15 protein-coding genes and 1 pseudogene are annotated in these 17,818 nt (G+C 59.4%); 9 read left to right on the top strand and 7 right to left on the bottom strand.

Going from position 1 to position 17,818, the window contains the following annotated elements; all coding sequences use genetic code 11:
* Nucleotides 1-183: 183 nt before the first annotated feature.
* Nucleotides 184-1,986, top strand: a complete 1,803-nt coding sequence (locus tag ACYZT8_RS01940) for an acyl-CoA dehydrogenase (protein WP_461978791.1) — start codon at nt 184-186, stop codon at nt 1,984-1,986.
* A 124-nt stretch (nt 1,987-2,110) separates the two neighbouring features.
* On the opposite strand, the gene ACYZT8_RS01935 is transcribed toward ACYZT8_RS01940, so the two are convergent.
* The 4 genes and pseudogenes from ACYZT8_RS01935 to ACYZT8_RS01920 form a co-directional block, all read right to left on the bottom strand.
* Nucleotides 2,111-2,818 carry a methyl-accepting chemotaxis protein gene (locus tag ACYZT8_RS01935; RefSeq protein WP_461982346.1) on the bottom strand — a complete coding sequence of 236 codons (708 nt, stop codon included), beginning with the start codon at nt 2,816-2,818 and terminating at the stop codon, nt 2,111-2,113.
* Nucleotides 2,819-3,022: 204 nt separating this feature from the next.
* Nucleotides 3,023-3,901: pseudogene (locus tag ACYZT8_RS01930) on the bottom strand (cache domain-containing protein); the annotation flags it as partial.
* Between the two features lie 262 nt (nt 3,902-4,163).
* The gene (locus ACYZT8_RS01925) at nt 4,164-4,466 is read right to left on the bottom strand and encodes a cell division protein ZapA (protein WP_010464343.1); all 303 of its coding nucleotides are present in this window, start codon (nt 4,464-4,466) and stop codon (nt 4,164-4,166) included.
* Nucleotides 4,463-4,693, bottom strand: coding sequence for a hypothetical protein (locus tag ACYZT8_RS01920; RefSeq protein WP_131061409.1), 231 nt, complete (start codon nt 4,691-4,693; stop codon nt 4,463-4,465). The genes ACYZT8_RS01925 and ACYZT8_RS01920 overlap by 4 nt, the downstream gene beginning before the upstream one ends.
* 275 nt (nt 4,694-4,968) lie before the next feature.
* Here ACYZT8_RS01920 and ACYZT8_RS01915 point away from each other — a divergent pair, with 275 nt between their 5' ends.
* From ACYZT8_RS01915 to selO, 4 genes are all read left to right on the top strand, one after another.
* Nucleotides 4,969-6,594 carry a methyl-accepting chemotaxis protein gene (locus ACYZT8_RS01915; RefSeq protein WP_461978788.1) on the top strand — a complete coding sequence of 542 codons (1,626 nt, stop codon included), beginning with the start codon at nt 4,969-4,971 and terminating at the stop codon, nt 6,592-6,594.
* A gap of 232 nt (nt 6,595-6,826) precedes the next feature.
* Nucleotides 6,827-8,569 carry a potassium/proton antiporter gene (locus tag ACYZT8_RS01910; protein WP_461956824.1) on the top strand — a complete coding sequence of 581 codons (1,743 nt, stop codon included), beginning with the start codon at nt 6,827-6,829 and terminating at the stop codon, nt 8,567-8,569.
* Nucleotides 8,570-8,603: 34 nt separating this feature from the next.
* Complete coding sequence (mscK, locus tag ACYZT8_RS01905; protein ID WP_461978786.1) at nt 8,604-11,954, top strand: mechanosensitive channel MscK; 3,351 nt, start codon at nt 8,604-8,606, stop codon at nt 11,952-11,954.
* Nucleotides 11,955-12,002: 48 nt separating this feature from the next.
* Nucleotides 12,003-13,466: a protein adenylyltransferase SelO gene (gene selO / locus ACYZT8_RS01900; protein WP_461978784.1), complete on the top strand. Its 1,464-nt coding sequence runs from the start codon at nt 12,003-12,005 to the stop codon at nt 13,464-13,466.
* A 6-nt stretch (nt 13,467-13,472) separates the two neighbouring features.
* Here selO and ACYZT8_RS01895 read toward each other — a convergent pair whose 3' ends face one another.
* The gene (locus tag ACYZT8_RS01895; RefSeq protein WP_461978782.1) at nt 13,473-13,874 is read right to left on the bottom strand and encodes a helix-turn-helix domain-containing protein; all 402 of its coding nucleotides are present in this window, start codon (nt 13,872-13,874) and stop codon (nt 13,473-13,475) included.
* Nucleotides 13,871-14,167: a type II toxin-antitoxin system HigB family toxin gene (locus ACYZT8_RS01890; protein WP_461978780.1), complete on the bottom strand. Its 297-nt coding sequence runs from the start codon at nt 14,165-14,167 to the stop codon at nt 13,871-13,873. Before ACYZT8_RS01890 ends, ACYZT8_RS01895 begins: the two co-directional genes overlap by 4 nt.
* A 198-nt stretch (nt 14,168-14,365) precedes the next feature.
* Here ACYZT8_RS01890 and trxC point away from each other — a divergent pair, with 198 nt between their 5' ends.
* On the top strand, nt 14,366-14,800 hold the full coding sequence (gene trxC, locus ACYZT8_RS01885) for a thioredoxin TrxC (protein ID WP_461978778.1): 435 nt from the start codon (nt 14,366-14,368) through the stop codon (nt 14,798-14,800).
* A gap of 130 nt (nt 14,801-14,930) precedes the next feature.
* Here the strand turns inward: trxC and ACYZT8_RS01880 are convergent, their stop codons facing one another.
* Nucleotides 14,931-15,701 carry a ParA family protein gene (locus tag ACYZT8_RS01880; RefSeq protein ID WP_461978776.1) on the bottom strand — a complete coding sequence of 257 codons (771 nt, stop codon included), beginning with the start codon at nt 15,699-15,701 and terminating at the stop codon, nt 14,931-14,933.
* 356 nt (nt 15,702-16,057) lie between these two features.
* Between ACYZT8_RS01880 and ACYZT8_RS01875 the strand changes: the two genes are divergently transcribed.
* The 3 genes from ACYZT8_RS01875 to ACYZT8_RS01865 are packed head-to-tail and all read left to right on the top strand — an operon-like array spanning nt 16,058 to nt 17,809.
* Nucleotides 16,058-16,783 carry a beta-ketoacyl synthase chain length factor gene (locus ACYZT8_RS01875; protein ID WP_461978774.1) on the top strand — a complete coding sequence of 242 codons (726 nt, stop codon included), beginning with the start codon at nt 16,058-16,060 and terminating at the stop codon, nt 16,781-16,783.
* Nucleotides 16,759-17,568 carry a lysophospholipid acyltransferase family protein gene (locus tag ACYZT8_RS01870; protein ID WP_461978772.1) on the top strand — a complete coding sequence of 270 codons (810 nt, stop codon included), beginning with the start codon at nt 16,759-16,761 and terminating at the stop codon, nt 17,566-17,568. Before ACYZT8_RS01875 ends, ACYZT8_RS01870 begins: the two co-directional genes overlap by 25 nt.
* Nucleotides 17,549-17,809: a phosphopantetheine-binding protein gene (locus ACYZT8_RS01865; RefSeq protein ID WP_461956815.1), complete on the top strand. Its 261-nt coding sequence runs from the start codon at nt 17,549-17,551 to the stop codon at nt 17,807-17,809. The genes ACYZT8_RS01870 and ACYZT8_RS01865 overlap by 20 nt, the downstream gene beginning before the upstream one ends.
* Nucleotides 17,810-17,818: the final 9 nt, after the last annotated feature.

Below are 17,818 nucleotides of genomic sequence, written 5' to 3'. Positions count from 1 at the left end.
GCGATCTACCAGTCACCTTAGATGTTGATTGGTCTGACGCCATCGCGGGCAAGCCCGCTCCCACAGTTGTTTGTGGCGTCTGCTAAGTTGTTGCGCGGCTCCACCATCACGCTCATCAATCATCCTGTTCAGCCTTTATTCCCACGCCTAGACTCGGTCCATTCCAAAAAAAGGTAGGCCGCCATGTCCGAGACGTTGCTCAGTTCCCGCAATCTGGCTTTCGAGCTGTACGAAGTCCTCGATGCCGAAGGCCTGACCCAGCGTGAGCGTTTCGCCGAGCACAACCGCGAAACCTTCGATGCCGCCATCGGCACTGCCCGTAGCATCGCCGAGAAGTTCTTCGCCCCGCACAACCGCAAAGGCGACGAGAACGAGCCGCGCTATGAAGACGGTCAGGCGATTCTGATTCCGGAAGTGAAACCTGCGGTGGATGCGTTCCTCGAAGCCGGTTTCCTCAACGCGGCGCGCAGTTTCGACGCCGGCGGCATGCAACTGCCTACGCTGCTGTCTCAGGCTTGCTTCGCGCATTTTCAGTCGGCCAACGCGGCATCGACCTCGTACCCGTTCCTGACCATGGGCGCGGCGAACCTGATTGAAAGCTTCGGCACTGATGAGCAGAAACAGCGCTTCCTGCAACCGATGATCGACGGGCGCTTCTTCGGCACCATGGCGCTGACAGAACCTCACGCCGGTTCGTCGCTGTCGGATATTCGTACACGTGCCGAGCCTGCGTCTGACGGCACCTGGCGCCTCAAGGGCAACAAGATTTTCATCTCCGGCGGCGATCACCCGTTGTCGGAAAACATCGTGCACATGGTGCTGGCCAAGTTGCCGGACGCACCGGCCGGGGTAAAAGGCATCTCGCTATTTATCGTGCCCAAGTTTCTGGTCAACGATGACGGCAGCCTCGGCAAGCGCAACGATGTCCTGCTGGCGGGCCTGTTCCACAAGATGGGCTGGCGCGGCACCACGTCCACCGCGCTGAATTTCGGTGACAACGGTGAATGCGTTGGCTATCTGGTGGGCAAGCCGCACCACGGTTTGAGCTACATGTTCCAGATGATGAACGAGGCGCGGATCGGTGTCGGCATGGGCGCGGTAATGCTCGGTTACGCCGGTTACCTGTATTCCCTGGAGTACGCCCGCGAACGTCCGCAGGGTCGTGTACCGGACAGCAAAGACCCGAACACCGCGCCGGTGGCGATCATTCAGCACGCCGACGTCAAACGCATGCTGCTGACGCAGAAAGCCTATGTCGAAGGCTCGTTCGACCTTGGGTTGTACGCAGCGCGGCTGTTCGATGACACCACTACGCTTGAAACTGAAGACCAGCGCAAACAGGCTCATGAGCTATTGGATTTGCTGACGCCAATCGTCAAATCCTGGCCGTCGGAGTTTTGCCTGAAGGCCAACGAACTGGCGATCCAGATCCTCGGCGGCCACGGTTATACCCGCGAGTATCCGGTGGAGCAGTATTACCGCGACAACCGTCTGAACCCGATCCATGAAGGCACCCACGGCATTCAGTCGCTGGACTTGCTGGGACGCAAACTGGCGCAGAACGGTGGTGCGGGGCTCAAGCAATTGATCCGCTTGATTGCCAATACTGCCGAACGGGCACAGGCGCACGAGTCGTTGACCGCATTGCGTGAACCGCTGGAGAAACTGGTCGCGCGCCTGCAAACGGTGACCATCGGTTTGCTGACGGATCTGGGCCAAGGCAAGGTCAACAGCAGCCTGGCGAACTCGGCGCTCTACTTGAAGGTATTCGGGCACACGGTGATTGGCTGGCGCTGGCTGGAACAGGCGATTCGCGCGGAGGAAGGGTTGGCCAAGGGGAATGCGGCGGATGTGAGCTTCTATAAGGGCAAGCTGCAGGCGGCGCGGTATTTCCTGACGTGGGAAGTTCCGGGTTGCCACCATGAGCTGGCGATCCTTGAGGCTCGGGATGATGTTTGTCTTGGGATGCAGGATGAGTGGTTCTGACCCGCTGACACCGATCGTTCCCACGCTCCGCGTGGGAATGCAGCCCGGGACGCTCCGCGTCCCAGAAGCGGACGCAGAGCGTCCATTGAGGCATTCCCACGCGGAGCGTGGGAACGATCATTTACTAACTCAGTTTGAAACTGCCCATCTGCCGCGCCAAATCATCCGCCAACCGCTGCAACGTCTGACAATCCTCTCGGCAAGCTCTCACTTCCCCCGCCGTCGCCCGAGCCAGATCCGAAATCCCCTGCACATTGCGGTTGATCTCTTCCGTCACCGCCGACTGCTCTTCCGTCGCCGTCGCCACCTGATGGTTCATGTCGCTGATGCGCTCGACCTGCCCGGTAATCGCCGTCAATGACGCGCCAGTGCGCTGGCTCGACTCGACTCCGGTGCCCGTCGCTGCCTGACCGGAATGCATGGATGAAACGGCATTCTCCGCGCCCTGTTTGAGGCTGCCGATCATCTGCTGAATCTCGTCGGTGGACGCCTGAGTCCGCCGCGCCAACGTCCGCACTTCATCCGCCACCACCGCAAACCCACGCCCCATGTCCCCGGCCCGTGCGGCTTCGATGGCGGCGTTCAGTGCCAATAAATTGGTCTGCTCTGAGATCCCTCGAATCACCGCCAGTACCTGATCGATGGACGCGACCTGATTGGCCAGTTCGCCCACGGCACCCGCCGCGATGCCGATTTCATCGGACATGCTTTCTATATGCCGAATCGACCCACCCACCACCTCCCGCGCCTGCATGGCTTCATCGCGAGCATTCTGCGACGCGACCGCGGCATTACCTGCGTTCTGGGCGATTTCCTGAACGGTCAGGCCCATCTCATGAACAGCGGTGGCCACCATATCGGTCATTTCCTGCTGTCGACCAGAACGTTCCGCGGTGTTATCCACAACCCGCGCCACCTGGCCGACAGCGGTGCGCAGTCGCTCGCTGGTGCTCAGCACTTCGCCAATCATCTCGCGCTGGCTGTCCAGGAATCGGTTGAAGCCGCGCGCCAGGTCACCCAGCTCGTCGGCGCGGCTGGAATCTAACCGGTGGGTCAAATCTCCCCCACCGCTACCGATGGCTACCAGCGCGGCTGTTACCTGACGGATCGGCCGCACCAACCCACGGGCCAGCAATATCACCAGCAACAGGCACACCAGCGCCACTGCCAGGCCAATGCCGCTGCTCATCCACATGGCGCGACGGGCTTCGGCATAGATCTGCGACTGCGGCACTTCGGCCACCAGGGTCCAGCCCAGATCCCGCAGAGGCAGGCTCAATGCCAGATAATCTTCGTCATCGCGCACGAAGCTGCTGTTGGTGGCAGACGCTCTGGAGGTAGAGAGTTGACCCATGACCGCTTGTGCGGCGGTTGCGCCGATTTGCTCGGCAAGTGTGCGTTTACCGCTGAATTGCGCCTCGGGGTGAACCTGGATCAAACCGTCGGAACGCACGAGATAGACCTTGCCGCGCTCACCGAAGTTGAAGTTGTGGATCAGCTCCGACAGCTCTTTCATGCTCAACCCGAGCCCGGCAACGCCCACGACTTTACCGGCCTGCTCGACCTTGAGGTCGATGAACAGCGCCAATTCTCCGGTCGCGGTGTCATTGTCGATATTGAGGGTGCGCGGCTGGTTGCTGTCGAGGAATGCGTAGAACCAGGCGTCTTTGGGGTTGGAGCGGCTGAGGGTCCGGTCCAGGCCTTTTTCAGTGAAGTAATGGTTTGAAGCCGTGCCGACAATTAGCGCGGTGAAGGCTTTGTGTTCGGCGCGGATGCCTTCCAGATACTGCACGAACGCGTCTGTCTGGGCACTGTTTTCACCCCCGGCCAGCCAGTCGCGCACCATGCTGTTGCTGGCGATGTCCTTGGCGGCGGTGAGGGGTTGCACGAGGATTCGTTCGATGTCGTTGCGCATCGCTTCGATGCTCGACGGCAGTGCCTGTTCGACCAGATAGCGCTGGGCGAGACGGTTGACCACGAGGGTATAAATGCCAACCACGATCAGGATGCTGACCAGCAGGGCGGTGCCCATGCTGAGGATCAACTGCCATTGAATACTGCGTCGCCAGAACTGCATGGAGCACCCCCAAAGAATAAGAGGCTGAAACACTGCAACAGCCGTGCCGATTGTATACAACTGAACCGACAATCTATTCTTTGGTTGTGCGCAAAGCCGATCAGGCCTGATTGATCGTCTTGGAGATCACTTCAACCGTGGCGCTGACTTGCTCTTGGTAACGGTCGAGTTCCTGCTTGTGCTGCTTTTGCATTTCAATCTGCTGGGAGCACAGATTCATCGCGGCCAGTACCAGCAAGCGATCACCGATCAGCGTCGGGTACTTCCTTTTGGTGTCGGCCAAGGCAGCTTTCAACATCATCGCGGCGTCCAGCAGGGTTTGCTCTTCCCCGGCCGGCGCCTTGATCGAATAGTCCTCCCCCAGGATCGAGACGACTTTTACCCCTGCGGCGCCGTGATTCATGCGCTGACCGGGCCGGCGCTGACGCGCTCAACCAGGGCCTGGATGCGGGCCGCGGTGGCGCCTTGTTTCTCTTCCTGTTCCATCAGGCTCAGTTGCAGGCTTTCGTTTTCATCCTTGGCCTGGGCCAGTTCTGCACTCAGGGTTTGGTTGGTGCCGAGCAGCGTCTGGTTCTGTTGCACCAGGTCGTTGACCAGCTGTTCCAATTGACTAAGGGATGCTTCCAACATTTTGATTTTCCAAGCATTTTCAAAGGGCGCGTACGATAAAGAAAAGTCACCACGGATGCCAGGGTTATTCAGGCGCAAGCCCTTGATTTTCCTGGCGGGAGACCGTCCTCGTGAGCTTTAAAGACTGTGATCGGCGAATCTGGTTCCTTCACTTCGTCGCCGGGGCCTGTCTGCGACAAAAACGCGCAGCCCCTCAAGACTTTAGTCGTATGACCGATAAGTCATTCATACGTCAGCTTCAGCGCCGCACGGGTGCGCTCACTTTGGTAAACAGCATGTCCCTTCGTAATATGAATATCGCACCGCGGGCGTTCCTCGGTTTCGCCCTGATTGGCGGTTTGATGCTGGTTCTGGGTGTGTTTGCCTTGAACCAGATGAGCAAGATTCGCGGCGCCGGTGAGAACATCGTCGAGAGCAGCGTGCCGAGCATCAAGGCGCTGGATGAGTTCACCCAACTGACGCTGCGTCTGCGGGTCCTGTCCTATCGCCTGTTGACCAACCGCGAACCAGACGTTCAGCAAAAGACCATCGAGCTGTTCGACCAGCGCAATCAACAGATCCGTGCCGCTCAGACTGAGTATGAAAAATTCATCACCAGCCCTGAAGAGCGTGCGGCTTACGACCAGTACGTGCAGTTGCTTGGCCAGTATCGTCAGCTTGAAGACCGGATGAAGAGCCTGTCGCGCAACAACCAGGTGGAAGAACTGCGCACCTTGCTCAACACCGATCTGTTGACCAACTCTGAAGCCGTCAACGCCGTGCTCAACCGCCTGATGCTGATCAACAACCAACAAGCGGTCGACCTTAACCAGCAGGCAGCTGATCAGTACTCCTCGGCGTTCAACCTGGTTGTCACCTTGCTGGTGATCGCCTCCGGGCTGACCGTGCTGTTCGCCTGGCTGCTGACCAACAGCATCACCAAGCCGATCGCCAACGCCCTGAGCGCTGCCGAAGAAATCGCCGAGGGCAACCTGACTCGCCCTATCACCGTTGATGGCGAAGATGAAGCCGGCCGCTTGCTGCTGGCCATGTCGAAGATGCAGGACAAGCTGCGCGATACCTTGCAGCGGATTTCCGGCTCGGCCACGCAACTGGCGTCCGCGGCGGAAGAGTTGAACAGTGTCACCGACGAAAGCGCCCGTGGCCTGACCCAGCAGAACAACGAAATCGAACAGGCTGCCACCGCGGTCAATGAAATGACCAGCGCCGTGGAAGAAGTCGCACGCAATGCCGTGAGCACGTCCGAAGCCTCGAAGAACGCCACCACCTCGGCCGGTGACGGTCGTGACCTGGTGCAGGAAACCGTCAGCGCCATTGAACGCATGAGCGCCGACGTGCAGAGCACGGCGACCTTGATTGGCGATCTGGCCAATGAATCCCGTGACATCGGCAAGGTGCTGGACGTGATTCGCGGCCTGGCTGACCAGACCAACCTGCTGGCATTGAACGCAGCGATCGAAGCCGCACGTGCCGGTGAAGCCGGGCGTGGTTTCGCGGTGGTAGCGGATGAGGTTCGTGCACTGGCGCATCGCACTCAGCAATCGACCAGCGAGATCGAACGCATGATCGGCAGCATCCAGAGCGGTACCGAGCACGCGGTGGATTCGATGCGTAACAGCACCGAACGCGCCGAATCGACCTTGAACATCGCGCGCGGTGCAGGTCTTTCGCTGGACACGATCAACAGCGCCATTGTCGAGATCAACGAGCGCAACCTGGTGATCGCCAGCGCGGCGGAAGAACAAGCGCAGGTCGCCCGTGAAGTGGACCGTAACCTGGTGAACATTCGTGATTTGTCGGTGCAATCGGCGACCGGGGCGAATCAGACGAGTGCGGCGAGTAATGAGCTGTCGCGACTGGCGCTGGACCTGAACAACATGGTTGGGCGGTTCAGCCTATAACCTCACCCATGATCGTTCCCACGCTCTGCGTGGGAATGCTTCAACGGACGCTCTGCGTCCGCTCTAGGGACGCGGAGCGTCCCGGGCTGCATTCCCACGCAGAGCGTGGGAACGATCATCCCCGTGCTGCAAAAGCTTTTTGACAGCATCACATTTCAACAGGTTAGAATCGCTGGCACGCAGACTGCATGGTCAGTTTGTGCCCGCCTTTCAGCTTTCTGGAGTACTGCCTTTGAATGCGACGACCATCAACAGCCTGTTCTTGATCGGCGCGTTGCTGGTAGGTGCGAGCATTCTGGTGAGCTCACTTTCCTCCCGCCTCGGCATCCCGATACTGGTGATTATCCTGGCGGTGGGCATGGCCGCTGGCGTCGATGGCGGCGGCATTATTTTCGATAACTACCCAACGGCTTATCTGGTCGGCAACCTCGCACTCGCGGTGATCCTGCTCGATGGCGGCTTGCGCACCCGGGTCTCGAGTTTCCGCGTAGCGCTTTGGCCCGCGCTGTCGCTGGCCACGGTCGGGGTGTTGATCACGACCGCGCTGACCGGCCTGGTCGCCGCCTGGCTGTTCAACCTGAACATCATCCAGGGTTTGCTGATCGGCGCCATCGTCGGCTCCACCGACGCCGCGGCGGTGTTTTCGCTGCTGGGCGGCAAAGGCCTGAACGAGCGGGTCACCGCCAGCCTCGAAATCGAATCCGGCAGCAACGACCCGATGGCGGTGTTTCTCACCGTCACCCTGATCGACATGCTCGCCAGCGGCCAGACCGGCCTGCACTGGAGTCTGCTTGCCCACTTCGTGCGTGAGTTCGGCATCGGTGCCGTCATCGGCCTCGGCGGTGGCTGGGTCATGCTGCAATTGGTCAATCGCATCAACCTGGCCAACGGTCTCTACCCGATTCTGGTGATTGCCGGCGGCCTGGCGGTCTTCGCCCTGACCAACGCCCTGCACGGCAGCGGTTTCCTCGCGGTCTACCTCTGCGGCCTGGTGATCGGCAATCGTCCGGTGCGCAGCCGCCACGGTATTCTGCACATGCTCGACGGCATGGCCTGGCTGGCGCAGATCGGCATGTTCCTGGTGCTGGGGCTGCTGGTGACGCCTCATGACCTGCTGCCCATCGCCCTGCCCGCTCTGGGACTGGCGCTGTGGATGATTCTGTTTGCACGGCCGCTGTCGGTGCTGGTTGGCCTGTTGCCGTTCAAAGCGTTCCATGGCCGCGAAAAGGCGTTTATCTCCTGGGTCGGATTACGCGGCGCGGTCCCGATCATTCTGGCGGTGTTCCCGCTGATGGCCGGCCTGCCGAATGCCCAGCTCTACTTCAACCTCGCCTTCTTTATCGTGCTGGTGTCGCTGCTGGTGCAGGGCACGAGCCTGCCGTGGGTGGCGAAGCTTTTGAAAGTGACCGTTCCGCCGGAGCCGGTACCGATCTCACGCTCAGCGCTGGAGGTGCATGTCACCAGCGAGTGGGAGCTGTTCGTTTATCGCCTCGGTGCCGAAAAATGGTGCATCGGCTCGCCCCTTCGCGAACTGAAAATGCCCGAAGGCACGCGTATCGCCGCACTGTTTCGGGGCCAGCAACTGCTCCACCCGTCGGGTAGTACGGTGCTCGAAGTCGATGATTTGCTGTGTGTTATCGGCCATGAACACAACCTTCCAGCCCTCGGAAAACTCTTCAGTCAGGCACCGCAACGCGGCCTCGATTTGCGCTTCTTCGGCGACTTCGTTCTCGAAGGAGACGCCCAGCTGGCTGCGGTTGCGGCGCTGTACGGGTTGAAGGTCGAAGGCATCGATCCGGACATGTCCCTGGGCCATTTCATTGCCCAGAAAGTCGGCGGTGCTCCAGTAGTCGGCGACCAGGTGGAGTGGAACAACACCATCTGGACCGTTGCGGTCATGGAGGGGAACAAGATTGGCAAAGTGGGCGTCAGATTCCCCGAAGGAAGTCGCCCGGGTCCGGGCTTGTTCCTCTAAACTCCACACTTCGTCTCGTTTTCGATCGGTCTCTATGTCAACCCTGCGCACTTTTTTCATCATGGCCCTGCTGGGCTTGAGTCTTTCTGTCGGTACGTTGCAAGCGGCCGAACCGCCGACCAGCGAAGCCGTGCAGGCGAGTCTGGACAAGATCGCCGATCGCAAACTGCCGGAAGCGGATCAGAAAGCCTTGCAGGGCATCCTGCAGAACACGCTGACCCAGCTCAATAACAAGAGCGATTACGATCAGAAACTGATCGCTCTGAAGCAGCAACTGGCCACCGCCCCCCGGCAGAACATTGAGAACCAGCGTGAACTGGCCCGGCTCAAAGCCAGCAAAGTGCAGCCGGTTGCGCAACGCTACGCCAACCAGACGGTCCAGCAGCTCGAGCAAGTGCTCACCGAGCGTTCGACCCAGCAGAGCGATCTGCAGAAAGCACTGGCCGACGCCAACAGTCTGGTGATTACCGCCCAGACCCGTCCCGAACGCGCCCAGGCGGAAATTTCTGCCAGCCAGACGCGCATCCAGCAGATCAACAACATCCTCAAAACCGGCAAGGACGCCGGCAAGTCTCTGAGCGGCGAACAGCGTGACCTGCTCAATGCCGAACTCGTGGCCCTGAACGCCCTGATCCCGCTACGCCGCGAGGAACTGGCCGGCAACAGCCAGTTGCAGGATCTGGGCAACAGCCAGCATGACTTGCTCTCGGAAAAATCCGATCGCCTGGATCAGGAAATCCAGGAGTTGCAGACCCTGATCAACCAGAAGCGCCTGGCCCACTCCCAAGAGGCAGTCACCCAACAATCCATCGAAGCGCAGAAATCCGGCAGCAGCAGCCTGCTGGCCACCGAAAGCGCGGCGAACCTGAAACTCTCCGACTACCTGCTCAAAAACACCGACCGCCTCAACGCAATCACCCAGCAAAACCTGCAAACCAAGCAGCAACTGGACAGCGTGACCCAAAGCGATTCGGCCCTGGACGAGCAGATCAGCGTACTCAAGGGCAGCCTGCTGCTCTCCAAGATTCTCTACAAGCAGAAGGCGGCCCTGCCGCGCCTCAAGCTCGATCGTGACCTGGCCGACCAGATCGCTGACATTCGCCTGATTCAATTTGACGTCAACCAGGAACGTGAGCTGCTCAACAATCCGGCGACCTACGTCGACAATCTGTTGGCGACCCAACCGCCGGAGCAAGTCACCCCACAGCTGCGCAAGAGCTTGCTGGAGCTGGCGACCACCCGCGCAGACCTGCTGGAACGCCTTAACCGTGAACTGAGCGCGGTACTCAACCAATCCATCACCCTGCAACTCAACCAGAAACAACTGCTCAGTACCACGCAAAGTCTGCGGGCGACGCTCGATGAGCAGATGTTCTGGATTCCCAGCAACAAGCCGCTGGATCTGGAATGGATGCGCGCCGTACCGGAGCGCCTGCAACGTCAGGTCACCACACTGCCATGGGCTTCCAGCCTGAGCGAACTGAGTGATGGCCTGATCCAGCGGCCGTTGCTGTTCCTGCCCCTGGTGTTGCTGATTGGCGCTCTGCTGTGGCGGCGTAAAAGCCTGTATGCCCGACTGAACAAGGTTCACCAGGACATCGGCCACTTCAAGCGTGACAGCCAGTGGCACACGCCGCAGGCCATCCTGATCAATATTCTGCTGGCAATGCCGGTCTCGCTGGGCTTGGCGTTATGCGGGCTGGCGTTGCAGATCGACGCCCGCGGGCAGAACGCCAACATGGGCGCGGCGCTGCTGCAAATGGCTCAGGCCTGGCTGGTGTTTTACACCGCTTACCGGATCCTCGCGCCGGGCGGCGTGGCGGAACTGCATTTCCGCTGGGAAAAACCTCAGGTCGAATTCCTTCAGGGTTGGGTCCGCAGGCTTGGGCTGGTGGTGATGGCATTGGTCGCGGTGGTGGCGGTTGCCGAACTGCAACCCGCGACCCTGGCTGATGACGTGCTCGGCATGCCCGTGGTGCTGATCTGCTACGCGTTGATGGCCTGGTTGCTCAGCCGCCTGCTGGTCAGCAGCCCGACGCACCAGAACGCTTCGCTGTTCCGCAAAGCGGTCGGGGTCATGTTCACCGTCCTGCCCGTCGCGTTATTCGTGGCGGTGTGCTTCGGTTACTACTACACCGCGCTGAAGCTCAGCGACCGGTTGATCAACACCCTTTACCTGCTGATGTTCTGGCTGGTGATCGAAGCCACTTTCGTTCGCGGTCTCAGTGTTGCAGCACGACGCCTGGCCTACCAACGCGCCCTGGCCAAACGCCAGGCCGCCAAAGAGGCTGGCGACGGCGAAGCGGTGATCGAAGAGCCGACGCTGGACATCGAGAAGGTCAACGAACAGTCCCTGCGCCTGATCCGTCTGGCGCTGCTGGGCGGTTTCATCGCGGCGCTGTACTGGGTCTGGTCCGATCTGATCTCGGTGTTCTCGTACCTGGACAACATCACCCTTTATGAATACACCAGCGGCACCGGCGCCAACATGAGCATGGTGCCGATCAGCATCGGCGACATGCTCGGCGCGCTGATCATCATCGGTATCACCTTCGCCCTCGCGCGCAACTTGCCAGGCTTGCTGGAAGTGCTGGTGCTGTCGAAGTTGAACCTGGCACAGGGCAGTGCTTATGCCACGACCACGCTGCTGTCCTACGTGATCGCCGGCATCGGCTTCGTCTCGACCCTGTCGACCCTCGGCGTGAGCTGGGACAAGTTGCAATGGCTGGTGGCGGCACTGTCGGTCGGTCTCGGCTTCGGGATGCAGGAGATCTTCGCCAACTTCATCTCCGGCATCATGATTCTGTTCGAGCGTCCGGTGCGGATCGGCGACACGATCACCATCGGTAATCTGTCAGGCACGGTCAGCAAGATCCGCATCCGTGCCACGACCATCACCGACTTCGACCGCAAGGACATCATTGTCCCGAACAAGACGTTCATCACCGGGCAACTGATCAACTGGTCCCTGACCGACACGATTACCCGGGTGACCCTCAAGCTCGGCGTCGATTACGGGTCGGACCTGGATCTGGTGAAAGAGCTGCTGCTCAAAGCTGCTCGTGACAACCCGCGCGTCCTGAAAGACCCGGAGCCCCACGTGTACTTCCTGAACTTCGGCGAAAGCACCCTCGACCACGAGTTGCGCATGCACGTGCGCGACCTCGGTGACCGCAACCCGGTGCTCGACGAGGTCAACCGCTTCATCAACCGCGAGTTCAAGAAGCAGCACATCAACATCTCGTTCCGGCAAATGGAGGTTTACCTCAAGAACCTTCACGGCCAGGAATACAAAATGGTGCCAATCGAGCCGGAAGCGAAAACCATCGTGCCGCTGGTGGATGGCAAGTCGCCCCTTCAGCCGCCGCCCGCCAAGCTCGACTAACCGCCTTATCCCTAGCAGAATGCTCGGACATTCTGCTGGAGATGGCCGTTGAAAGCCCTCGACGAACTGACCTTCGATAATCGCTTCGCACGCCTCGGCGATACGTTTTCCGCCCATGTCCTGCCCGAGCCCATCGACAATCCGCGTCTGGTGGTGGCCAGTCCTGCCGCCATGGCACTGCTGGATCTCGATCCCGCCGTAGCTGATACCCCGGAATTCGCCGAGTTGTTCAGCGGCCACAAGCTCTGGGCCGACGCGGTGCCTCGGGCGATGGTCTATTCCGGGCATCAGTTCGGTTCCTACAACCCACAGCTGGGCGATGGTCGCGGCTTGTTGTTGGGCGAGGTCTACAACGAGGCTGGCGAACACTGGGACCTGCACCTAAAAGGCGCCGGCCAGACACCTTTTTCGCGCATGGGCGATGGACGCGCGGTACTGCGTTCGTCGATCCGCGAGTTTCTCGCCTCCGAAGCGCTGAATGCACTGAACATTCCGACCACCCGCGCCCTGTGCGTGATCGGCTCCGACACCCCGGTGTGGCGCGAGAAGCAGGAACGCGCGGCCATGGTCCTGCGCATGGCTCCAAGCCATGTGCGATTCGGGCATTTCGAATATTTCTACTACACCAAACGCCCCGAGAAGCAGAAAGAACTCGGCGAGCACGTGCTGGCCATGCATTTCCCTGAGTGCCTGGAACAACCGGAACCGTATCTGGCGATGTTCCGCGAAATCGTCGAACGCAATGCCGAGCTGATCGCTAAATGGCAGGCGTACGGTTTCTGCCACGGCGTGATGAACACCGACAACATGTCGATCCTCGGCATTACCTTCGACTTCGGCCCGTTCGCCTTCCTCGATGACTTCGATGCCCACTTCATCTGCAATCACTCGGATGATCAGGGCCGCTACTCTTTCAGCAACCAGGTACCGATCGGCCAGTGGAACCTCAGCGCCCTCGCCCAGGCACTGACGCCGTTTATCAGCGTCGACGCCCTGCGTGAAACCCTCGGCTTGTACTTGCCGCTATATCAGGCCCACTACCTGGACCTGATGCGCCGCCGCCTCGGTTTCACCACGGCCGAAGACGATGACCAGAAACTGCTGGAGCAACTGCTGCAACTGATGCAGAACAGCGGCGTCGATTACACGCTGTTCTTCCGCCGTCTGGGGGATGAATCACCCGAACTGGCCGTCGCCCGTTTGCGCGATGACTTCGTCGACATCAAAGGCTTCGATACCTGGGCCGAACTGTACGTCGCCCGCGTGGCTCGAGATGGCGAGGTTGATCAAGAGCAGCGGCGCAAGCGGATGCACGCGGTCAATCCGCTGTACATCCTGCGCAACTACCTGGCACAGAAAGCCATCGCTGCGGCGGAAAGTGGTGACTATTCAGAGGTTCAGCGACTGCATACGGTGCTGAGCACTCCATTCGACGAGCAACCGGGGATGGAGAGCTATGCCGAGCGGCCGCCGGAGTGGGGGAAGCATTTGGAGATCAGTTGTTCGTCGTGAGGCGGGTCAGATAAAGACTTCTACCGGCACATTGAATCGCTCGGCCAACCAGCGGATCTGCCGCAGGTTGAGCTGGCGCTTTCCGCTCAGGATCTCGGAAATGACCGATTGTGGGCCGACACCAGGCAAGTCGCTTTGAGTCAATCCATGTTCACGCATCATGTAACCAAGCACTTCGGCACCTGTGGCTTCGGGCATTGGGTGATGCTTGTGATCCCATTCCTCAATCCAGTCACCGATGATGTCCACCAGACTCATCAGAGGATGCGACTCGTCAACTCCGGTCATCTCGAGTAACTCGTCGAGTGCCTGCACCAGCGTGTCATAGTCGTCTTCGTTTTTGGGCTTGCGTAGCAATGGCGATACGAACTCCCAGTGCTCGGCGGCGTTTTTGATCAGAACGCTCATGCTCTTCCCTCCTTCCAATTACCGCGGTCATATTCGCGGTGATCCAGCACATGCTTGATGTAGATTTTTTGATGCTGATATCGAACATAGGCAATCAGCCGTAATTTGTTACCGCCAATATCGAAAACGTGAAACTCACCGACTTTGTCGGTTGCGGGAAATGAAGATTTCATTGCCGCAAAATCACTTGGCTTGACACGCTTTACTATTCGATAACACTGGTCCAGTGCACTGGCCGCCTGCGGCCACATTTCCTTGGCTGCCCATATTCGTTTTTCGGAAAACACTCGCATGCAATATCCTTATCGCATTTTGCTATGGATGAGTTAATCACAGGGATTTTTTATCGCAAGTTGCGATACCCCTGAGCAGACCAACGGTCTCAATCGGATCCTTCTCTCAGCCTAGTTTCACCGCCAGACGCTGCACGATTGAAAATATGAGCAAACGTCTCCACATAGCAGTGATCGGCTTTTTAACAGGACACCCTCATGACCGACCCACTCCTCATCCCCTGCCCCCACTGCAATGGCCTCAACCGCATCCCCGCCGAACGCCTCGACGACCATCCAAAGTGCGGCCGCTGCAAAGCCGAGGTGTTGCTGAACAAGCCGTTCGAATTGAAACAAGGCGATTACGCCAGCCAGATCAAGGGTGATCTGCCGTTGCTGGTGGACGTATGGGCGGATTGGTGCGGGCCGTGCAAGTCGTTTGCGCCGGTGTTTGAGCAGGCGGCGGGGCAATTGGCGGGTAAATGTCGGATGGCGAAACTGGACAGCGAGGCGAATCAGCAATTGTCGGCGCAATTGGGGATTCGCTCGATTCCGAGTTTGATTCTGTTCAAGAACGGCCGGGAAGTGGCGCGTCAAAGCGGGGCGTTTCCGTTACCGCAGTTGATGAGCTGGTTGCGTAGCCAGGGTATCTAGAACCACCGCAAATCACTGTGGGAGCGAGCTTGCTCGCGATGAGGGCCTCAGATTCAACATCTCTGCTGAGTGATCTACCGCTATCGCGAGCAAGCTCGCTCCCACAATGGATCGGTGTCATTGGCGGGATTCAGGCGTTTTCCAGGAGGTTATGCAGCTCGACAAACTGCTGGGTCAGCTTGTGCCGTGGATCGAGGTGGATCAGCGGCGTATTGGCCTGGTGGGATTCGCGCATGCGTACCGAGCTGGTCAGGTACACCGGCAACACTGGTAAACCTTCGGCGATCAACTCGTCGAGAATTTGCTGCGGCAGGCTGGCGCGAGCCTGGAACTGATTGACCACGATGCCTTCGACTTCCAGGCCTTCGTTGTGGTCGTCCTTCAATTCTTCGATTTCCGCCAGCAGGCCGTACAGCGCCTGGCGCGAGAAGCTGTCGCAGTCGAAGGGGATCAGCACCCGATCAGCGGCAATCAATGCCGATACCGCGTAGAAGTTCAGCGCTGGCGGGGTATCGAGGTAGATACGGTCGTAATCTTCCCCCAGCTCCTCAAGCAGTTTGCGCAGCTTGTTGATTTTGTGTTTGGCCTCAAGCTTGGGCTGCAAGTCGGCCAACTCGGCGGTCGCGGTGATGACGTGGAGGTTGTCGAACGGCGTTTCGTAGATATCGACCTGGTTTTTCTTCGCGAACGGTCCAGAGGACAGGGTTTGCTTGAAGAAGTCGGCGATGCCCATCGGGATATCATCCCCGGTGAGGCCCGTCAGGTACTGAGTGGAGTTGGCCTGGGCATCGAGATCCACCAACAGGGTGCGATAACCCTCGCTGGCGCTGACCGCCGCCAGATTGCAGGCAATGCTGGATTTGCCCACGCCACCTTTCTGATTGAACACCACGCGCCGCATGTCAAAAACCTCCGTGTATCAAAGAATGACCGAGTGTAGTAGTCCACGGCGCTGCTTAGCTACCTCATCGGCATAGGGACTACACAGTCAGCGGCAATCTCTCAATAAAAAAGCCGACAAACCTGCCATTGATGACGGACAGAACCGACAGACGCGCCCACCCTGATTGTGAATAATGGCCATACGACAGCTTTTAGCGGACAAACCAGTACATTTGAGTGCGCAAAATGTAACCATCATTTGCTACACGCCTACCGCAACGGGATAATGCGCGCCACTCGGCGCCAAGCGCCACGTAAGGTCGTCGCGTTTTTCTGCGACTCGCCGCGTCAAGAAAGCCCGCAGGGGCGGGATGAATGCCTGTGGTCAATTTCAACATCGCCCAATGGCGCGCGTGGGCCCCTGGGCTCGAAAGCGTGGACGATTGGCAGGCCTGGAGCCGACAACCGGTCGCACTTCAGAGCAGCGATGCCGCCCCCGACGTGTCTTTTCTGCCAGCCATGCAGCGCCGACGGCTCAGCCGTCTGGCGCGGATGGCATTCAGCGTCGGCTGGCCTTTGGCCGATGGTCGCCAAGACCTACCGTTGGTCTTTATTTCCCGTCATGGCGAAACACCCCGTACGTTCGAAATCCTGAGCGATCTGGCAGCAGACCAACCGTTGTCACCGACTCAATTCAGCTTGTCGGTACACAACGCGGTCATTGGCCTGTGGTCGATCATGCGCGGTGAAACCAGCGAAATGACCGCCCTTGCCGCCGCCGGTGATGGCCTTGAACACGGCATGCTAGAGGCCGCGGCGCTGCTTGCCGAAGGCGCGCCTGCCGTACTGCTGATCGTCACCGAAGAACAACCGCCCGAAGCCTATTCGGCCTGGATTGACGACGTACCGTTCCCTTATGCCGTCGGCCTGTTACTGACACCGGGCACCGACTGGCAGCTGTCCCTGAACAGCACCTCGGATGCGTTGTCCAAAGCCCACTGGCCCCATGCCCTGAATCTCTTGCGTACCCTGCTTGGCCAGCAGACCACCTGCCAACATGCCTGGAAAAATCGTGTATGGACCTGGCAACGCAACCTGTAACCGAAAAAAACCGCGACGCCTATTACTGGCGTTTGCTGGCGACCGCCGCAAGCTTCACCCTGTTCGGGTTGGGCGGATTGTGCCTGCGGCTGTTGGTTTTCCCGTTGCTGAGCTGTCTGCCCGGCGATGCGCAGACCCATCGGTTACGGGCAAGGCAAACCGTCAGTCGCTGCTTTTGGTTTTTTGTCCGGTTCATGGCCCGTACCGGCGTACTGACCTACGACATCAAGGGCGCGGAGAAGCTTGGTCGCCCGGGCCAGATGATCATGGCCAATCACCCGTCGCTGATCGATGTGGTGTTCCTGATCGGGCTGGTGCGCCACAGCAACTGCGTGGTCAAAAAAAGCCTCTGGGAAAACCCGTTCACCCGCGGTCCGCTACGCCGCACCGAGTACATCAGTAACGACGGCAGCATGGACATGCTCGACGCCGCAGCTGACGCTCTGAAAAGTGGCCAGACCCTGATCATCTTTCCCGAAGGCACCCGCACCCAGCCAGGCGAACCGCCGGCCTTTCATCGGGGTGGCGCGGCAATCGCCCTGCGCGGTGCGAAAATCCTGACCCCGGTGATCATCAAAGTCAGCCCGACCACCTTGACCAAGGCCGAACCCTGGTATCGCATCCCGAAACGTCGCGTGCACTTCAGTTTCCGCGTCGGGGCCGATATAGACCCACAAGCCTTTGCCGCGTGTGGCCCTGCGCCTCAAGCTTCGCGCAAGCTCAACGATTATTTGCACTCTTACTTTATTAAGGAGCTCGCCGAAGATGAGCGATCTGCACCGTGACATCAAACTGCTGATCATCGACGCCCTGGGCCTTGAAGACATCAGCGCCGACGACATTAAAGACGACCAGGCCTTGTTTGGCGAAGGCCTGGGCCTGGACTCGGTAGACGCCCTGGAACTCGGCTTGGCAATCCAGAAAAAGTACGGCATCAAAATCGACGCCGACGCCAAGGACACCCGTAATCACTTCAGCAACGTGGCGAGCCTTGCGGCGTTCGTCACCGCAAAACAGGCAGCTTGAGACCGGACC

The sequence above is a fragment of the Pseudomonas sp. LB3P93 genome (assembly GCF_054898025.1).
This window is presented reverse-complemented; position numbering and strand designations above follow the sequence as displayed.

Bases quoted from the DNA above. Each gene is read 5' to 3' on its own strand.
- ACYZT8_RS01940 (WP_461978791.1), top strand. From the start codon at position 184: ATGTCCGAGACGTTGCTCAGTTCCCGCAATCTGGCTTTCGAGCTGTAC.
- ACYZT8_RS01935 (WP_461982346.1), bottom strand. From the start codon at position 2,818: ATGGGCCTGACCGTTCAGGAAATCGCCCAGAACGCAGGTAATGCCGCG.
- ACYZT8_RS01925 (WP_010464343.1), bottom strand. From the start codon at position 4,466: ATGAATCACGGCGCCGCAGGGGTAAAAGTCGTCTCGATCCTGGGGGAG.
- ACYZT8_RS01920 (WP_131061409.1), bottom strand. From the start codon at position 4,693: ATGTTGGAAGCATCCCTTAGTCAATTGGAACAGCTGGTCAACGACCTG.
- ACYZT8_RS01915 (WP_461978788.1), top strand. From the start codon at position 4,969: ATGTCCCTTCGTAATATGAATATCGCACCGCGGGCGTTCCTCGGTTTC.
- mscK (WP_461978786.1), top strand. From the start codon at position 8,604: ATGTCAACCCTGCGCACTTTTTTCATCATGGCCCTGCTGGGCTTGAGT.
- ACYZT8_RS01895 (WP_461978782.1), bottom strand. From the start codon at position 13,874: ATGAGCGTTCTGATCAAAAACGCCGCCGAGCACTGGGAGTTCGTATCG.
- ACYZT8_RS01890 (WP_461978780.1), bottom strand. From the start codon at position 14,167: ATGCGAGTGTTTTCCGAAAAACGAATATGGGCAGCCAAGGAAATGTGG.
- trxC (WP_461978778.1), top strand. From the start codon at position 14,366: ATGACCGACCCACTCCTCATCCCCTGCCCCCACTGCAATGGCCTCAAC.
- ACYZT8_RS01880 (WP_461978776.1), bottom strand. From the start codon at position 15,701: ATGCGGCGCGTGGTGTTCAATCAGAAAGGTGGCGTGGGCAAATCCAGC.
- ACYZT8_RS01875 (WP_461978774.1), top strand. From the start codon at position 16,058: ATGCCTGTGGTCAATTTCAACATCGCCCAATGGCGCGCGTGGGCCCCT.
- ACYZT8_RS01870 (WP_461978772.1), top strand. From the start codon at position 16,759: ATGGACCTGGCAACGCAACCTGTAACCGAAAAAAACCGCGACGCCTAT.
- ACYZT8_RS01865 (WP_461956815.1), top strand. From the start codon at position 17,549: ATGAGCGATCTGCACCGTGACATCAAACTGCTGATCATCGACGCCCTG.